Origin of the sequence: Aeromonas sp. s11, from assembly GCF_040907945.1 — a bacterium.
Lineage (GTDB): Bacteria > Pseudomonadota > Gammaproteobacteria > Enterobacterales > Aeromonadaceae > Aeromonas > Aeromonas veronii.
This window is the reverse complement of the sequence record NZ_JBFOCU010000023.1, coordinates 168162-183971: the sequence shown is the minus strand read 5'-3', so window position 1 is coordinate 183971 and position 15810 is coordinate 168162. Positions and strand designations below refer to the sequence as shown.

General features: G+C 59.5%; 16 protein-coding genes. 7 read left to right on the top strand and 9 right to left on the bottom strand.

What is annotated here, in order from left to right; translation table 11 throughout:
* Positions 1-89: 89 nt before the first annotated feature.
* From AB5Y84_RS05800 to AB5Y84_RS05775, 6 genes are all read right to left on the bottom strand, one after another.
* Complete coding sequence (locus AB5Y84_RS05800) at positions 90-491, bottom strand: VOC family protein (RefSeq protein WP_201987934.1); 402 nt, start codon at positions 489-491, stop codon at positions 90-92.
* A gap of 94 nt (positions 492-585) precedes the next feature.
* A complete protein-coding gene (locus AB5Y84_RS05795) occupies positions 586-2202 on the bottom strand; it encodes a hypothetical protein (protein WP_368176556.1) in 1617 nt (538 codons plus the stop codon).
* On the bottom strand, positions 2199-2759 hold the full coding sequence (locus AB5Y84_RS05790; RefSeq protein WP_201992248.1) for a PilW family protein: 561 nt from the start codon (positions 2757-2759) through the stop codon (positions 2199-2201). Before AB5Y84_RS05790 ends, AB5Y84_RS05795 begins: the two co-directional genes overlap by 4 nt.
* Entirely contained in the window at positions 2753-3145 is a 393-nt protein-coding gene (locus AB5Y84_RS05785) for a prepilin-type N-terminal cleavage/methylation domain-containing protein (RefSeq protein ID WP_088870005.1), read from the bottom strand. Before AB5Y84_RS05785 ends, AB5Y84_RS05790 begins: the two co-directional genes overlap by 7 nt.
* Positions 3142-3561 (bottom strand): GspH/FimT family pseudopilin, encoded by a 420-nt coding sequence (locus AB5Y84_RS05780; RefSeq protein ID WP_005349592.1) that lies wholly within the window; start codon positions 3559-3561, stop codon positions 3142-3144. Before AB5Y84_RS05780 ends, AB5Y84_RS05785 begins: the two co-directional genes overlap by 4 nt.
* 1 nt (position 3562) lies before the next feature.
* Positions 3563-3952, bottom strand: coding sequence for a type IV pilin protein (locus AB5Y84_RS05775; protein ID WP_005343572.1), 390 nt, complete (start codon positions 3950-3952; stop codon positions 3563-3565).
* A 411-nt stretch (positions 3953-4363) separates the two neighbouring features.
* Here AB5Y84_RS05775 and AB5Y84_RS05770 point away from each other — a divergent pair, with 411 nt between their 5' ends.
* Complete coding sequence (locus AB5Y84_RS05770; RefSeq protein ID WP_368176555.1) at positions 4364-5902, top strand: AlkA N-terminal domain-containing protein; 1539 nt, start codon at positions 4364-4366, stop codon at positions 5900-5902.
* A complete protein-coding gene (locus AB5Y84_RS05765; RefSeq protein WP_368176554.1) occupies positions 5899-6372 on the top strand; it encodes a methylated-DNA--[protein]-cysteine S-methyltransferase in 474 nt (157 codons plus the stop codon). The genes AB5Y84_RS05770 and AB5Y84_RS05765 overlap by 4 nt, the downstream gene beginning before the upstream one ends.
* A gap of 66 nt (positions 6373-6438) precedes the next feature.
* Here the strand turns inward: AB5Y84_RS05765 and AB5Y84_RS05760 are convergent, their stop codons facing one another.
* The 3 genes from AB5Y84_RS05760 to AB5Y84_RS05750 all read right to left on the bottom strand — a co-directional run bounded on the left by AB5Y84_RS05760 (position 6439) and on the right by AB5Y84_RS05750 (position 10074).
* Positions 6439-8298 carry a U32 family peptidase gene (locus tag AB5Y84_RS05760; protein ID WP_368176553.1) on the bottom strand — a complete coding sequence of 620 codons (1860 nt, stop codon included), beginning with the start codon at positions 8296-8298 and terminating at the stop codon, positions 6439-6441.
* Between the two features lie 97 nt (positions 8299-8395).
* Positions 8396-9004: a LysE family translocator gene (locus tag AB5Y84_RS05755; RefSeq protein WP_368176552.1), complete on the bottom strand. Its 609-nt coding sequence runs from the start codon at positions 9002-9004 to the stop codon at positions 8396-8398.
* Between the two features lie 128 nt (positions 9005-9132).
* Positions 9133-10074, bottom strand: a complete 942-nt coding sequence (locus AB5Y84_RS05750) for a LysR family transcriptional regulator (protein WP_368176551.1) — start codon at positions 10072-10074, stop codon at positions 9133-9135.
* 226 nt (positions 10075-10300) lie between these two features.
* Between AB5Y84_RS05750 and AB5Y84_RS05745 the strand changes: the two genes are divergently transcribed.
* The 5 genes from AB5Y84_RS05745 to AB5Y84_RS05725 all read left to right on the top strand — a co-directional run bounded on the left by AB5Y84_RS05745 (position 10301) and on the right by AB5Y84_RS05725 (position 15808).
* A complete protein-coding gene (locus AB5Y84_RS05745) occupies positions 10301-11389 on the top strand; it encodes a ketoacyl-ACP synthase III (protein ID WP_368176550.1) in 1089 nt (362 codons plus the stop codon).
* 253 nt (positions 11390-11642) lie between these two features.
* Positions 11643-12857, top strand: coding sequence for a methyl-accepting chemotaxis protein (locus AB5Y84_RS05740; RefSeq protein WP_368176549.1), 1215 nt, complete (start codon positions 11643-11645; stop codon positions 12855-12857).
* Positions 12858-12866: 9 nt separating this feature from the next.
* On the top strand, positions 12867-13235 hold the full coding sequence (locus tag AB5Y84_RS05735) for a response regulator (protein ID WP_005338778.1): 369 nt from the start codon (positions 12867-12869) through the stop codon (positions 13233-13235).
* 13 nt (positions 13236-13248) lie between these two features.
* Positions 13249-13575, top strand: coding sequence for an STAS domain-containing protein (locus AB5Y84_RS05730; RefSeq protein WP_005349569.1), 327 nt, complete (start codon positions 13249-13251; stop codon positions 13573-13575).
* 22 nt (positions 13576-13597) lie between these two features.
* Positions 13598-15808 carry a chemotaxis protein CheA gene (locus AB5Y84_RS05725; protein ID WP_368176548.1) on the top strand — a complete coding sequence of 737 codons (2211 nt, stop codon included), beginning with the start codon at positions 13598-13600 and terminating at the stop codon, positions 15806-15808.
* Positions 15809-15810 lie beyond the last annotated feature (2 nt).

Here is a 15810-nt window from a genome sequence, read left to right as displayed (position 1 = left end):
ACTACAGGGCCCCGTTTTTATGGCGGTTCATTTTTATGGCGGTGCATGGCACAGCACGCCGTCACGGCAATGCTGTAAAAAGAGAGAGTTCAGAGGGGATCCGGGGCACCCAGCAACTCGCGCAGTTGCAGGATATTGCCCTCAGGGTCGAAGGCGTTGCGCACCACAAAGCCGGGCCCAGTCCACTGCTGTGGCAGCAGGCCGCCGCCGAGATCCGCCGCCTTCGCTTCCGCCCAGGCGAGGCTGGATACGGTGAAGAACAGCTTGATGGCCCCCTCTTCCCGCAATTCCGGCGGCCGCTTGATAACGACCTGCCCGGCATAGGGCTCTGGAATGGCGTGGATCAGCAGCTGGATATCGCTGTTTTCCAGCACCACCAACTGCTCATCCTGACTGCAGACCACCATCTGCAGTAGGGTACGGTAAAAGTGGGTCAGCAGGCCCGGATCCTTGGCATAGATCAGGGCACCGGCGCGAGCGGGGCCTGGCATGGAGCTCTCCTCAACAGTGAACGGCTGGGTGGACAGACCTCCACCTTCTCACAGTTGCGCGCCCCGTTCGATCCTTTTTAGCGGCTCGCCAGCCTCACTGCACAAAGTGCCACTGCCGCAGCGCCAGTGTCGGCGGCGGCCCCTGATCGTCCCCCAGATCTGCCATGCCCAGCGCCTCGTCATAGTGCACACCGCCAGCGCCACTCTCGGTCAGGTGTTTTGCCCGCACCGCCCCGTACAGACCGCCACTTCCGCTGATCTTCATCTCGGTCAGCGGGGCATAGAGGGCGGCATAGAGCGGGGTATTACCCGACAGCTTGATCCCATCCTTGCCGCTATACGCGGAATAGAGGGAGATAGCAGGCGTACCGACAGTGGTCAGCCCCTGCTTGGCTGCCGTCACCTCGGCACCGGCCCCGAGATCGACCTTGCCGCTGACGATCAGGGTCAGACTACTGCCCTCGCTCACCGTCAACTTGTTGCTGCCAGTCATGGTGAAATCCTTGTCGATCAGCAGCACCACATCCCCCTTGATGGTTAGTGTGGCATCGGCCCCCATATTGAGACTGTCGAGCTGATAAATGGTCTGATCCTTGCCAAACAGCTCCCCCTTGCCGGGTAGCGGCAGCCCGGGCTTATGCTGGTTGCTGCTGGTGACCGAGCCAGTGGCGGGATCCATGGTCAGCACCATCTGCTGGGTGGCGCCCAGCGTCAGCGGCCCATTGATGGGCAGTGTGGCAGGGGGGAACGATTTGGGCAGCGCGGCCACATTGAGCGGGTCACACACCTGTCCGGCCACGGGTGGCAGCTTGGGATGAGTGCGGTACTGGGGATCCAGATACTTCTGATGCTTGGCATCAAGGAATGCCCCGTTCCCACCATAGTTCAACTTGTCGCCAGCAATGCTTGTGCCATGACCCATAGAAACATCACCATTGATCGCAACAGCTCCGGCAATATGCCCCCCTTGCAAGGCAAAATTTCCACTCCCGTTTACGCTGCCCTCAACCCTGACGACACCATCAGAAGGAGAAATGGTGATGTCGCCACCAGCAAGTACATTACCCGCAACAGGTGAAGAGCCGTTCAAGGTCACCGAGCCGGTCGCCCGCACATCACCCCAGATGGGGGAGTGCCCGGCGAGCACTACATTGGCCTTGTCACTGACGGTCGCCACCTTGGCATTCTGCTTAATGTTGGTGCCGCCATATTTGCCCTTGCGCGAATCGTAGCTGTCGATAAAACCGCTACCGGAGAGGCTCAACCCTTCACACGCCACCACCGAATCCTGAAAGATGAGATTGCCGGGCTCGCGCTTAAGGGCAAACAGGGCGTTGAGGCTGGCATTCCCCTCCAGATAGTGACCATGGCTCTGCAACGCCAGCTTGCTGCCTGTGGAGGCATCCAGCTGATCGATGCTGAAGCGGCTGCCCGCCATGGCTCCTTCCCCCTTGCCAGGCACCTTCTGCACCAGTCGCTCCCACTCTATCCGCGGTTCGGCGCCAAGCGCCTGATGCAGTGCACGATAACTCTCGTTCATCCCCTGCTCGGCACTGAGCTGCGCATTGATCTTCTTGTGAAAATTGCCGCTCAGGCGAGCCTGCAACTGGTTCTCCTGAATGCTGGTAAACACCAGCAGACTCGACAGCAGGCTCACTACCAGCACCACCAGCAGTACGGCTCCCCGCTGCCCCTGCAATCCTTTGTTCATCCCGCTCCCCCTGCTGTGGCGTTGGCACCGGATGTGGCCAACGCTTCCGCCCAGACCGCCTTGCGACGGGCCACCTGCACCTCTACCCCTGGCGCCAGATAGCTCGGCAGCCCTTCGGGCAAGATGCGGATATTGACCAACGCACCCTGCTGGCCGAATTCAAGATCCTGAAGATGGGCCAGCAACAGGCGCGGGCCATCCCCGTCATCGCAACTGAGTACCGGTGGCGTGAAGCGGTACTGCTCGGTAAAATCGGCGGTTTTCTGGTTGCCAAGGCAGGAGAGCACCTGATTGCCCCCCTCTACCTTGAAGGCCAGCGTCAGGCGATCAGGGGTGACGGCTATCAGCTGATCCGCCTGCTTGATGCTGTTGGTAAAGGTGAGAGTGGCAAAGCGCAACACTTCGTTCGCCTGCTCCAGCGCCTTGCTCTGCTCGACCGTGCTCTTGATCGGGGCGTAACCGGCAAAAATCGCCAGCATCAGCATCAGACCGAGCACCATGGAGATCATCAGCTCGACGAGACTGACGCCTCGTTGCCGTGAGGGGACGCTCAGCATAAAGGCGGAAATCCTGCGTTCAGCTCCACCCGCTTGGCGCCGGAGACCCGCTCATCCTGCCACTCGATAGCGACCACAAAGTTGTCGCTATAACGGTTCGGCAGCACCAGCCGGTGGCCATCCTGCAGGATGAAGCGGGCAAGAAAATCGGCCTGAGTGAACCGCTCGGGCTTGCGCTGCACTTCGCACAGCGAGCTCCAGATCTGCTCCACGCTGTTGCTCGCCTCGATCGTAGCCAGCGTGCTCTGCAAGCTGTAATGCGCCTGCTGCAACGAGACCACCTGCCCCTTGGCGAGACCGAGAAACACCATCACCGCCAACACCATGGAGACCATGATCTCCACCAGATTGAAGCCCTGCTGGCGGGCAAGTGCGGCGTGTCTCATGAGCAGCTCCCTTGCAGCAGCTGGCCGCTCGGGGCCACGCAGAGCACCCGCTGCTCACCGAGCCGATTGGCCAGAATGATCTCGGCGTGGCTGCTGCTGCCGGTTGGCGCGATCTGGATGGGGTCAAACGGCTTGATCACCACACCGCCACCGGGAGCCGATGCCTGACGCAACCGCTGGCTGTCGGCCATCACCTCCCAGCCACCGTTCTCGGTGCCCTGCAGTACCACCGGCAGGGTCAGCTTGACCGCTTCGCTGCGGGCAAAACGATAGGCTGAAGCGAGTTCGGTCGCACTGCGATCAAGCCGTTCGGCCGCGAGGCGCTGACTCATGGAGGGCAACCCGACCAATAGCAAGATGGCGGCGATGCCGACCGTGATCATCAACTCAATCAGAGTAAATCCACGCACATTCATCTTATGATCCCCAGCAGTCATGGCGATTGGCCGCGCGATAACCGGTCTGATCGAGGGTCAGAGTGCCGCACTCATCCTGTTGTCGCGTCGTTGGTATGGCTTTGAGCAGGTAGTCGCCAGCATCTTGCTGGCTGTAGCTGAACTGGTAGAAATCCGTGTTTGAAGGGGTGGCAAACGTGTCGGGATAACGGCCCTGTTGGGTATAGATACGTTCGAGGGCGAGCGCCTGCTCCAGCAATTGCTGTTGCGCTTCGTAACGACGTCCCTGTTGCAGATAACCCTGATACGCTGGCAACGCGATGGCCGCGAGAATGCTGACAACCGTCATGGCGATCAACAACTCGATCAGACTAAACCCCCGGCAATGGGGCCATGCCTTACAGTCGTTCACTTATCATCCTTGGCAAGTGTTGTTGTTATTGGTCGGCCCTGGGCCGCAAATGCGATGACTTAATAATCACCAAAAATTAACTGACTCGATTGAACAACACAAAATCGCCACACTCAATGTAAAAAAGATAGTTATGTGATCTGTTATTAATTTTTAAGCAGTTTTTGCCGCCACTAATCTCGCTCAGAAAATAAAGCTAGGCCAATCGTGCCTCCGACCCGTCCGTTATGCCCCCTTCTGCCGAGCCGCGATACATGAATAACAGCGTGACGAAGAGTGAAACCCGGCCGTGCAATGAAAGAGCAAAAAAACCTTTGGCCAATTTTTGCTATCCCTGTCCGTTTCTGGCTAGTCACGGCCCCCGAGCCCCCTTACTCTCTTGCCATCTATTCCAGCAAAGCCGCCCACACCATGAATGCAAAGCCCAGCCCAGAGTCGTCACAAGATGAGGTGATCAACACCCTCAGCCGCGAACAGTGTCACGCCGCACGGCTCGCCCGCGACGCTCGCTTCGATGGCCGCTTCTTTACCGGCGTGCTCTCGACCGGCATATACTGCCGACCGGTCTGCCCGGCACGGCCACCCCACGAGCACAATGTTCGCTACTTCCAAAGCGCCGCAGCTGCCGAGCAGTATGGGCTGCGCCCCTGCCTGCGCTGCCGCCCGGAGCTGGCCCCCGCCGCCCGTGGCGATCTGCCGGTTGAACTGGCACGTCTGCTGGCACGCATCGATCGCGGAGAGCTGGCGGAGGGCACGCTCGCCAAACTGGCCACTGAGGCAGGGATCAGCGAACGCACGCTACGCCGCCAGTTCGAGCAGCACCTCGGCGCCTCGCCAAAACAGGTGGAGCAGACGCGCCGCCTGCTGCTCGCAAAAAGGCTGCTGACCGAAACCGGGCTGCCCATTACCGACATCGCGTTTGCCGCCGGTTTTGCCAGCATCCGCCGCTTCAATGACGCCTGGCTCAACGCCTACGGACTGGCCCCGCGCACCCTGCGCCAACAAGAGGATCATGCGCCAGAGCACATGAGCGCGCAGCCGCACGGCGCAACCCTGACGCTGCAACTGCCCTATCGCCCCCCGTATGACGTAGCGGCCATGCTGGCGTTCTACCGGCTGCGGGCAATCCCCGGGCTGGAGCGGGTGGATGGTGAGGTGTATGAGCGGCGCTACCGGGTAGGCGATCAGGTCGCGCTGGTGCGTATCGCGCAGGGCAAGGGGCACAGCCTGCAACTCACAGTCCATGATCTGCCGCTCGCAGCGCTGCCCGATCTGCTCTACCGGGTGCGCCGGATGTGGGACCTCGATGCCGACATGCAGCGGATCGGCGATCGGCTCGGTCAGGATCCGCTACTGGGCCGTTTGCAGACACGCTGGCCCGGCGTACGGCTGCCGGGAGGCTGGGACGAATACGAGGTGATGCTGCGCGCCATCGTCGGCCAGCAGGTCTCAGTCAAGGGAGCAATTACCATACTCGGGCGACTGGTGGCACGCACCGAGGCACAATTCGGGGTAACGCAATTGCCGACCCCCGCCCAGCTGTGCAAACTCGATCTCGACGGTATCGGCATGCCCAGCAGCCGCATTCGCACTCTGCGGGGAGTGGCACAAGCACTGGCCAGCGGTGAGCTGACCCTCACTACGGCCAGTGACGAGCAGTTGCTGGCGCTACCGGGTATAGGCCCCTGGACGGTCTCGTACTGGCGGCTGCGCTGCGGGCTCGATACCGATGCCTTCCCCGCCTCTGATCTGGTGCTGCAAAAAGCGCTGGGGGGTGGCACCAAGCTGCCGGTGAAGGAGGTGTTGGCGCAAAGCGCCGCCTGGCAGCCGTGGCGCAGCTATGCGGCAAGCTGGCTGTGGCACGCCATGAGTGAAGCGCCCAATTTGCTGCTCCATGCCACCGGCAACGAACAACAGCCAGATAACCAACCACAGGAGATAACCCCATGATCCGCTACGATATCCTGCCGACCTGCTGCGGCGATCTGCTGGTCGCCATCAATGAATCTGGTCTGGTACACGTGGACTTTGTGGCGGGCCTGCGGGCACTGCCCGATATGAGTTGCTGGCAGCAAGACCATGGGGCGTTGGCCCCCTTCCTCGCCGAGTTTGACGCCTATTTTGCCGGTCACTTGCAGCGCTTCTCCCTACCCCTTGCCGCCCACGGCACCGCCTTTCAGCAAGCGGTGTGGCAAGCGCTGTGTGACATACCCTACGGCGAGACTCGCAGCTACAGCGATATCGCTCGCACCATCGGCAAACCCGATGCGGTACGGGCAGTGGGCGCGGCGAATGGCCGCAATCCGCTCTCGATCATCGTCCCCTGCCATCGAGTGATCGGCCAAAACGGCAGCCTGACCGGCTATGCGGGGGGATTGGAGATTAAAAAGGCACTGCTGGCGCTGGAGAGGGGCAATTAAAGGAGGGTAGGCAGAGAACCTGCGATAAAAATTGCCCCTTTCCGGATGGAGAAAGGGGCTGTTTGATCAGCGTTTCAGGCTGCCCATCACATGCATTTCGCAGCGATTGCAGTCAAAACGCAGGCGGAAGGTGTCTTTACCCATCTTGAGTTCCAGCGGCTCGGCCTTGAGACCCGGCACCTCGTTCGGGCAGAGGTTCTGGCTATAGCGAATGCAATGCTTGGTGATCATCAGCACCACTTCCCGCTCCTCCTTGTTCGCCTCATAAGCGGGCGCGATGCGCTCCACCCCGTGTTCGCGGAAGAACTGCTCGGCGGCGCTGTTCAGCACGTTGCCAAGGTAGGAGAGGCGGTGCTGGGGATAGCTGATATCCCGCAGCGCGATCCGTCGCTCGGGGCGCTGGTAGCTGGCCACGCGAGCCGCCTCCAGCGCGGCGATGCCCTCCCGACGCAGACCGTTGAGCTGTGATGCGGCGATAAATAGCGGGTGAGTGAATGCCAACTCAATCTTGCGCGCCACAAACAGGGTATTGCCGAGTTTGCCAAGCTGATCCCGCGCCTGCTGCAGCGCCCGCTCCGGATTGTCGGCAGGTTGTTTGTCACAGGGAAGCGTCACCGCGGCACTGATGCCTTGCTCGTCGGTGAGCGTGAGGATCACGCCCTCATCGCACTCAGCCAGCACCATATCGACCCGGATGCGGCGATCCGCGCTCGCCTTCTCCAGCATCTTGCTGAACGCCTGATCGTGGTTGCGGTAGATTTCGGTCCCCACCTTCAACCCCGGCATGCGTTCTGACAGGAGTAACTGCTTACCTTCTACCTTGTTGAGGCGCATACCCACCAGCTCGTTGTTCGGCTTGAAGAAGCCCAAACCGTCGCCGTTGTTGAGGGTGACCTGTTTGCCATCGATCTCGATACCGTCACGGGTCACCTTGGTGACCCGCCCCAGCGGCTCGCCCACATATTTCGGGCTTTTTGTGGAGTCGATCCCCTGCTGGCGACCATGGAGGAAGTAATCGGTGCTGCCGCGGTTGAAGCTCTTTTTGGGGTCAGGCGTGAAGTTGTAGCTGCAACGACCCGCAGAGGCGGCGACCAGATCGGAGCGGCTATCCAGAATGGCGTCGAGCTTCTGGCGATACCAGGCGGTAACGTTCTTGACGTAGTCGAGCCCCTTGAGTCGCCCTTCAATCTTGAAGGAGCGGATCCCCGCCTCGATCAAGGCCTCCAGGTTGTCGGTCTGATCCATATCCTTGAGTGACAGCAGGTGGCTGTCGGCCACCAGCACTTCGCCATCCGGCTTTTGCAGCGAACAGGGCAGACGGCAGAGCTGGGCACACTCGCCACGGTTGGCGCTGCGGCCGGTACGGGCATGACTGATATTGCACTGGCCACTGTAGGAGACGCAGAGCGCGCCGTGGATAAAGAACTCCAGCTGTACATTGGTCGCTGCACTGATATCGCGGATCTGCGCAAGAGACAGTTCGCGCGCCAGCACCACCTGAGAGAAACCCACATCCTGCAGAAACTTCACCTTCTCCGGCGTGCGGTTGTCGGTCTGGGTACTGGCATGGAGCGCGATGGGAGGCAAATCCAGCGCCAGCAGTCCCATATCCTGCACGATGAGCGCATCGGCACCGGCTTCGTAGATCTGGTGGGTCAGCCGCCGGGCCTGCTCCAGCTCATGATCGTGCAGCAGGGTGTTGAAGGCGACAAAGACCTGGGCGCCGAAACGGTGGGCGTGACGTGCCAGCGCTTCGATATCCTCGATGGAGTTGCCCGCCGCACTGCGGGCGCCAAAGGCAGGACCGCCCATGTAGACGGCATCGGCACCATGGTTGATGGCTTCGATGCCGTAGACGAGGTTCTTGGCCGGAGCCAGCAGCTCCAACCGGTTGTTGTGGCTTAACGGGTGCTTGTTCTGGTGCATGGTCTCGGGATCAGGGCGGACAGCAAATGGGCGCTACTCTAGCCCATTCACCGCCTGCGTGCCTTGATCCCGCTTAAGGTATATGCGAAATACAGGATTACACAACCACCTTGAGTGCCAGTCCAAGCAGCACCAGGCCGCTCACCTTATCGATCACAAAGGATTTGGCTTTAAGCCACGCCAGCACCGGCCCGCGCGAGAGCACCAGCGCCACCAGCACGTACCAGACGGCATCGATCCCGCCAGCGGTGAGCATCATGATGCCCCCTTCGCTCCAGCCGGTATCGGCCCGCACAAACTGGCTGAACAGGGCGATGAAGAAAACCGCCAGCTGGGGGTTAAGAAAGGCAACCATAAAACCTTCAAAGGCCCCCTGCCGACCGCGCAGTTGATGCACCTCTTCATTCCCTTCGTCACTGGTTGGTTTTGCCAGCAGAGCTTTCACCCCGAGCCAGGCAAGAAATGCGGCGCCGCCGTAGCGGATCAGATCAAACAGGATAGGGGTCTGGGTGATCAGGATGGAGAGGCCAAGCGCGGTGACCAGCGCATAGATACCAACCCCGAGACCGTGGCCAAGCGCAGTGGCGACGCCGTGCCCCTGCCCACCCTGCACAGTGTTGCGGATGATCAGCGCCAGACTCGGCCCCGGGCTGATGGCCCCCATCACGCAGATTGCGGCCAGAGCCAGCCAACTCGTCAGTTCCATGCTTTTCCTCTTTATATGCTCGATATGATGACCTGCATTCAGGGTACGGGCTGAGCCATTATGCCAGTAGTGAAAGTTACGAATAGAACCCATAACCCATGGCTATAACGCCACACAACCGACTGCGGCTAACCGCCGTGATCGAGCAGCTTGCGACTCTCGCCGACGGTACGTTGCAGGTGATCCCGCAGGAATGGGTAGGCCAGCTCGCGAAACCAGCGGTGGGCCGGATCCTGATGGTGGCGCTGATGCCACAGCAGATGATACTGCTGGTCGCGGGTAGCAAAGGGCAGGTCGACAAAGGTGAGCTCATGGCCGCAGGAGAGCTGCCAGGCGATATGAGCCGGGGTGGTCATCAGGCAATCGGTGCGCAGCAACACCTCCACAGCCGCCTGAAAGAAGGGAACTCTGGCAAACCAGCGCCGACTCAGTCCCTGCGGCGCCAACACCTGTTCCACCGGGCTGTCCTTGTCGCCACCGCCACTCACCTGCAGGTGAGGCCAGGCGAGATAGTCATCGAGATTAAGCGTCTTGCCTGCCAGCGGGTGGTGACATCCCATCAGCACCGCCAGCCGATCTTCCCCCTGATGCAGACCACGGATCTGCTCCGGTACCTGCTCGGTGATGGTGGAGACCAGATCCAGCTCGGACTGCCACAGTTGCGGCAGCTGACGCTTGTCCCACAGGCTGTACTCCAGCGCCGCCAACGGCGCCTCTTTGGCGAGCGCGGCACAGATATCGGGCAGGATATGCTGGGCAACATAATCAGAAGAGGCGAGTCGAAATACCCGCTCGCAGCGGCTCGGGTCAAACCTTGGGGCCTCGTAGAGCCGCTCCAGCGCACCGAGAGAATCCGCCAGCTGGGCGGCCAACAGTTCGGCCCGTGGCGTCAGCAGCCAGCGTTGCCCCTCCCGCACCAGCAACTCGTCATCAAACTCGCTGCGCAACTGGGCAAGCTGCTTGCTGATGGAGGGCTGGCTAAGGTGCAGCAGCTCGGCGGCGCGGCTGATATTGCGGGTCTCCAGCAGTACCTTGAGGGTCGGCAACAAGTTGAGATTGGCTCTGAGCAAGGAGATACCCTCATCGGTGGTGAAACGCCTATCTTAGGGCAGAGGAGTCCCGCGTTTTAAGCAAAATTTCCAGCCATGTTCAGCACGTTGTAGCCCTTTGCGACCAGATGGCACAGCTGAGCCCCCCGCACATAACCATGACCACAAGATGACAGTGGTTGTCTCGTACGGCATAATTGCACGATTTTCCGCCCGCGGGCGATCCACTTTGAGAAGCGGTAACAAGATGAAATACGCCAATATCACCGGCTGGGGCAAATGCCTGCCTCCCTCCGTGCTGACCAACGATGACCTCAGCACCATCATGGATACGTCAGACGAGTGGATCTATCCGCGCACCGGCATCAAGGCCCGCCGGATCTCCCATGTCAGCACCTCGGATCTCGCCACCCTGGCCGCTCGCCGTGCACTGGCCTGCGCCGGTCTGGAAGCGAGCGATCTCGATGGCATCATCCTGGCGACCGCAACCCCGGACAACCTGTTGCCAAGTGCCGCCTCTGCGGTACAGAAGAAGCTCGGTGCCGTCAATGCCGCCGTGTTTGACCTCAACGCTGCCTGCACCGGTTTCGTCTACTCCCTCTCCGTCGCCACCTCGCTGGTGCAGACCGGCATGATGAAGAAGGTGCTGGTGATTGGTGCCGAGCGCCTCACCTACCTGCTGGACTGGGCGCGCCGCGATACTGCCGTGCTGTTTGGCGATGGTGCCGGTGCCGTGGTAATCGAGGCGAGTGAGCTGGAGTGTGGCCTGATCGCCAACAAGCTCGGCTGTGACAGCGAAGCGCGGGAGATCCTGCATGTGCCGAACTTCGGTACCGATCGGGTGCGTTTTGCCGACATCGATGGTCTGTTCACCTTCAACTTCGAAGGGCCGGAGATCTTCAAACGCGCCGTGCGCGGCATGGGGGAAGCCACCAGCACTGTGCTGGCGCAGGCCGGTATTGCGCCGGAGCAGGTCGACCTGATCGTGCCGCACCAGGCCAATATCCGCATCATCGAGACCCTCGCCAAGCGGATGAATGCGCCGATGGAGAAGGTGATGGTCAACATCGAAAACTACGGCAACACCTCCGCAGCCACTGTGCCCATCGCCCTGTGTGAAGCGCTGGAGCAGGGCCGCGTCAAGCCGAACTCCTATCTGCTGACCGCCGCTTTCGGTGCCGGCCTGACCTGGGGGGCCGCCATCATCAAGTGGGGCGATCGCGTCACCCCTATCAAGGCGTGCGATGCCGAACTGCCCCCGTGTGACAAGAGCGCGCTGGAACTGATTACCCACGCAGTGGAAGGTTGCCAGAAGGCTCACGCCAACGAGGCTTGATCCTCATCAGGAGCCTGAATCATCAGGCTCCTTCTCTCCTTTTCATCCCCACCTGGCTCTTCCCCCCACTTCGCAAGCCACTTGATACGGCAATCGCTGATACAAACAACTCCGATTTGCAGCCAATTAATTTTTTTCCGCTAACCTTATTGTGCCAACTATAAATAAAGAAAAGAGCGTCAAGGGGCACCATGACTGTTTCGGTCCCGCGCCTTTACCTCTTACCAAATAATTGCACAGGGATAAGCTACGTATGGCACAACACAAAAGTGGCGTGAACACACCGCTTTGGGAACCAGTTTGCTGGATTTGCTGCATCGGGCTTGCTCTGCTGAGCTGCCTGTTGCTGCAGCTAGCCGATGCGCTGTCACCTCTCTACCTGCTGCTCAATGTGCTGGTTGGTATTGCCGCCGCGCTCTGGACATCGAGTCACTTCCACCAGCACACACTCCGACATCGTGCAGGAGAGGAACAAACCGTCGCAACCGATCCTCTCGCCCACTCCATCATCGGGCTCGAACAGGTGTGCGAGAAGGCTCTACCTATCTGGTCCCAGCAAATTGAAAGCTCTCGTCAACAAACCGAAGCCGCGATGATTGACCTGACTCAACGCTTCAGCGGCTTGGCCAACAAGCTGGAAGAAGCAGTCAATGCTTCTCATCTGGCAGCCGGAGAATTGGGTGATGCCAATTCCCGTGGCATGGCTGGAGTCTTGAGCGAGAGCCAGCAGCAGCTCAATGAAGTGGTTGCCATCCTGCATTCCGCCCAGGCCAATCGAGACGCCATGCTGGGTGAGATAAAAAGCCTGACCACCTACACCATAGAGCTCAACACCATGGCCATGGATGTGGCCAAAATCGCCTCCCAGACCAACCTGCTGGCCCTCAACGCCGCCATTGAAGCGGCCCGCGCAGGGGAAGCAGGCCGTGGCTTTGCTGTGGTCGCTGATGAAGTGCGCAACCTCTCCCGCCTCTCCAGCGAAACCGCCCAGAAGATGACCGACAAGGTAGACACCATCAATACTGCTATCGGCCGCGCATTCCAGATTGCCGAAAATGCTGCCGCACGGGATCACGCCTCGGCACTCAACTCGGAGCAGACAATCGAACAGGTACTGGCCCGTTTTCGCCATGCCACTGACAGCCTGGCGGAATCCGCCTCCCTGCTGCAAAACGAGAGCACCGATATCCATCGCGAAATCTCCAGCGTCATTGTCTCGCTGCAATTTCAAGACAGGGTCAGCCAGATCCTCAGCCACGTCAGACAAAACATGGAGAGCCTCTCAAGCCATCTGGTTGCTTCGGAGAAGAGCAGCAATGCGACAGGGCCAATCCAGATCGATGCCAATCGCTGGCTGGCAGAGATGGAACTCTCATACGCCACCGACGAACAGCGCAATATTCACCATGGTCGCACCACCCGTTCTGTCAACGCGCAACCAAGCAGCGCCGACATCACATTTTTCTAGGAGAGAGATATGGGCAAAACGATCCTGATCGTGGATGACTCGGCAACTATTCGCCAAGTCGTGGGCATGACCCTCAAGGGCGCCGGTTATGAGGTCATGGAAGCCTCTGACGGCAAAGATGCGCTCAACAAACTTGATGGCAAGAAGATCAACCTGATCATCAGTGACGTCAACATGCCGAACATGGATGGCATCACCTTCGTCAAAGAGGCCAAAAAGCTGGCCAACTACAAATTTACCCCTGTCATCATGCTGACCACCGAGTCTCAGGACAGCAAGAAGCAGGAGGGACAAGCCGCGGGAGCCAAAGCCTGGGTGGTCAAACCCTTCCAGCCCGAACAGATGCTGGCCGCAGTAGCCAAGCTCATCATGCCGTGATCCGGAGCGCATCATGCAACTACAGAGTGAGCTACTCGACAACAAGGTAGTGGTGACCATGCCGGACGAGATCACCATTTATACAGTCAGCGAGCTGAAAGATGCCCTCTCGCCCTTATTGCATCAGGGGAACGAACTGGAGCTGAATTTGGCGGCGGTATCCGAGATAGACAGCGCCGGACTGCAACTGCTGCTGGCAGCGAAGAAGACCGCTCTGCAGCAGGGCACCTCCCTGGCGCTGGTCTGGCACAGCCATGTTGTGCTTGAACTGCTGGAGCTCTGCCAACTCTCGGCCTTTTTTGGCGACCCCACCCTCATCACCCATGGCGAACGGCCCTGAGCCACCATGACAAGGAGTCACCGTGAGCATCGATCTTGATCAGGCTTTACAAACCTATATCGCCGAGGCACGCGAGTTGCTTGAAGAGATGGAGTCAGCCCTTCTATCACTGGAATCTGACCCTGACAATAGCGAGCTGATTGGTGCCATCTTCCGTGCTGCTCATACCATCAAGGGGTCGGCTGGCCTGTTTGGTCTGCAACCCATCGTCGGGTTTACCCATATTGTCGAGGATCTGCTAGACCAGATCCGCAATCAGCAGCTCACCGTCACCTCTCCTCTGATCAAGGATCTGCTGGAGAGCTGTGACCACATCCAGACGCTCATCAGTGTCGTTGCAGAACAGGGCAGCACGTTAAGCGAGGGCGATGCCAACCAGGATGAACGGCTGAGGCTCACCCTCACCCGTCATCAGTGCGTCCCCCATGCCACGCTGCCAGATACTGTACATACGCCGGAACCCAAAATCGAAAAAGAGGGAGGAATTACCAGCTCCGCCTCCCTGTGGCATATCTCCCTGCGTTTTGGCCCCGATGTGCTGCGCAATGGCATGGATCCGGCCGCATTTCTGCGCTATCTCGGCACCCTCGGAACCATATGCTCGGTGGAGACAATCCATCAGGCGCTACCGGATTGGGAACAGTTCGATCCGGAGAATTGCTACCTCGGCTACGAGATAGACTTCGACTCGCAGGCAGACAAGGCGGCCATCAGCGATGTCTTTGAATTTGTCAGAGATGACTGCCAGATCACCATCTTGCCACCCCACAGCAAGATCGCCGAGTTCATCAACCTGATCGAGTCGCTGCCGGAAGATAGCGCCATGCTGGGGCAGTTGTTGGTCAACACCGGCGCCCTGACTGCAGAGGAGTTAGCAAGCGGTCTGCAGGCACAACAAGCGACCCCGGCAGAACAAGCGCCCAAACTCGGAGAAATCCTGATTGCGCAGGGTGCCGTCAACGAAGCCGTCGTCGATGCCGCCCTGAAAAAACAGAACCAGACCAAGGAGAGCAAGAGCAAAGAGGGCCGTTACGTCAGGGTGCATGCCGACAAGCTGGACGATCTGATCAATCTGGTCGGGGAGTTGGTAGTCGCCAGTTCAGGAGCCAATCTGCTGGCCCAACGCACCCGCGAAAGCCAGCTACAGGAAGCCACCTCGGTCATTGCCATGCTGGTGGAAGAGATCCGCGACAGTGCACTGCGCCTGCGAATGGTGCCTATCGGTGATACCTTCAACCGCTTCCAGCGGGTAGTGCGCGATGTCAGTCAGGAACTGAACAAGGATATCACTCTGGTGATCTCCGGTGCCGAGACTGAACTGGACAAGTCGGTGGTAGAGAAGATCGGCGATCCGCTGATGCATCTGGTCAGAAACTCGATGGATCATGGCATCGAATCGGCAGAACAACGGCTGCTGGCAGGCAAACCCCCCCGTGGCACCCTGAATCTCAATGCCTATCACGACTCCAACAGTATCGTCATCGAAATTCGGGATGACGGCGCAGGTCTCAACAAAGCCAGGATCCAGCAAAAAGCCATCGAGCGCGGCCTGATCAGCCCAACCACCACGCTGACGGATCAGGAGATATACAACCTGATCTTCGAGCCGGGGTTCTCTACCGCCGAGGCGATAACCAACCTCTCCGGTCGCGGGGTGGGCATGGATGTCGTCAAACGCAACATCTCTGCCCTGCGCGGCACAGTCGATCTGGACAGCATCCCGGGAAAAGGAACCCGTGTGCAGATCCGCCTGCCGCTTACCCTTGCCATCATCGACGGCTTCCTGGTGCGAGTCTGCGACACCCACTACGTCATTCCCCTCGATATGGTGATCGAGTGCGTTGAATTGACCCAGAGTGCACTGTCCGATACCCAGGGTCGCAATTACATCAATTTGCGTGGCGAGGTGCTGCCCTTTATCCGCCTGCAACACTACTTCGATACCAATGGCAGCAAAGGAAGGCGCGAGAACATTGTCGTGGTCAGCCATGCAGGCAAAAAATCCGGACTGGTGGTGGATGAACTGCTGGGAGAATTCCAGACCGTCATCAAACCGTTGGGAAAATTGTTCCAGCGCCTGCAGGGCATTAGTGGTTCAACCATTCTGGGGGGGGGAGAGGTCGCCCTGATCCTCGACATTCCTTCGCTGATCCAGCACGCAATCACTCAGGAATCCTGTCAGCTCAACAGGTTGACAGTGTCGCGCAACCTGCCTCAATCCAGCATCAACTGAGG

Coding starts and splice junctions, on each gene's coding strand:
- AB5Y84_RS05780 (WP_005349592.1), bottom strand. CDS start 3,561: ATGAATGTGCGTGGATTTACTCTGATTGAGTTGATGATCACGGTCGGC.
- AB5Y84_RS05760 (WP_368176553.1), bottom strand. CDS start 8,298: ATGCACCAGAACAAGCACCCGTTAAGCCACAACAACCGGTTGGAGCTG.
- AB5Y84_RS05800 (WP_201987934.1), bottom strand. CDS start 491: ATGCCAGGCCCCGCTCGCGCCGGTGCCCTGATCTATGCCAAGGATCCG.
- AB5Y84_RS05735 (WP_005338778.1), top strand. CDS start 12,867: ATGGGCAAAACGATCCTGATCGTGGATGACTCGGCAACTATTCGCCAA.
- AB5Y84_RS05745 (WP_368176550.1), top strand. CDS start 10,301: ATGAAATACGCCAATATCACCGGCTGGGGCAAATGCCTGCCTCCCTCC.
- AB5Y84_RS05730 (WP_005349569.1), top strand. CDS start 13,249: ATGCAACTACAGAGTGAGCTACTCGACAACAAGGTAGTGGTGACCATG.
- AB5Y84_RS05755 (WP_368176552.1), bottom strand. CDS start 9,004: ATGGAACTGACGAGTTGGCTGGCTCTGGCCGCAATCTGCGTGATGGGG.
- AB5Y84_RS05790 (WP_201992248.1), bottom strand. CDS start 2,759: ATGCTGAGCGTCCCCTCACGGCAACGAGGCGTCAGTCTCGTCGAGCTG.
- AB5Y84_RS05740 (WP_368176549.1), top strand. CDS start 11,643: ATGGCACAACACAAAAGTGGCGTGAACACACCGCTTTGGGAACCAGTT.
- AB5Y84_RS05785 (WP_088870005.1), bottom strand. CDS start 3,145: ATGAGACACGCCGCACTTGCCCGCCAGCAGGGCTTCAATCTGGTGGAG.
- AB5Y84_RS05770 (WP_368176555.1), top strand. CDS start 4,364: ATGAATGCAAAGCCCAGCCCAGAGTCGTCACAAGATGAGGTGATCAAC.
- AB5Y84_RS05765 (WP_368176554.1), top strand. CDS start 5,899: ATGATCCGCTACGATATCCTGCCGACCTGCTGCGGCGATCTGCTGGTC.
- AB5Y84_RS05795 (WP_368176556.1), bottom strand. CDS start 2,202: ATGAACAAAGGATTGCAGGGGCAGCGGGGAGCCGTACTGCTGGTGGTG.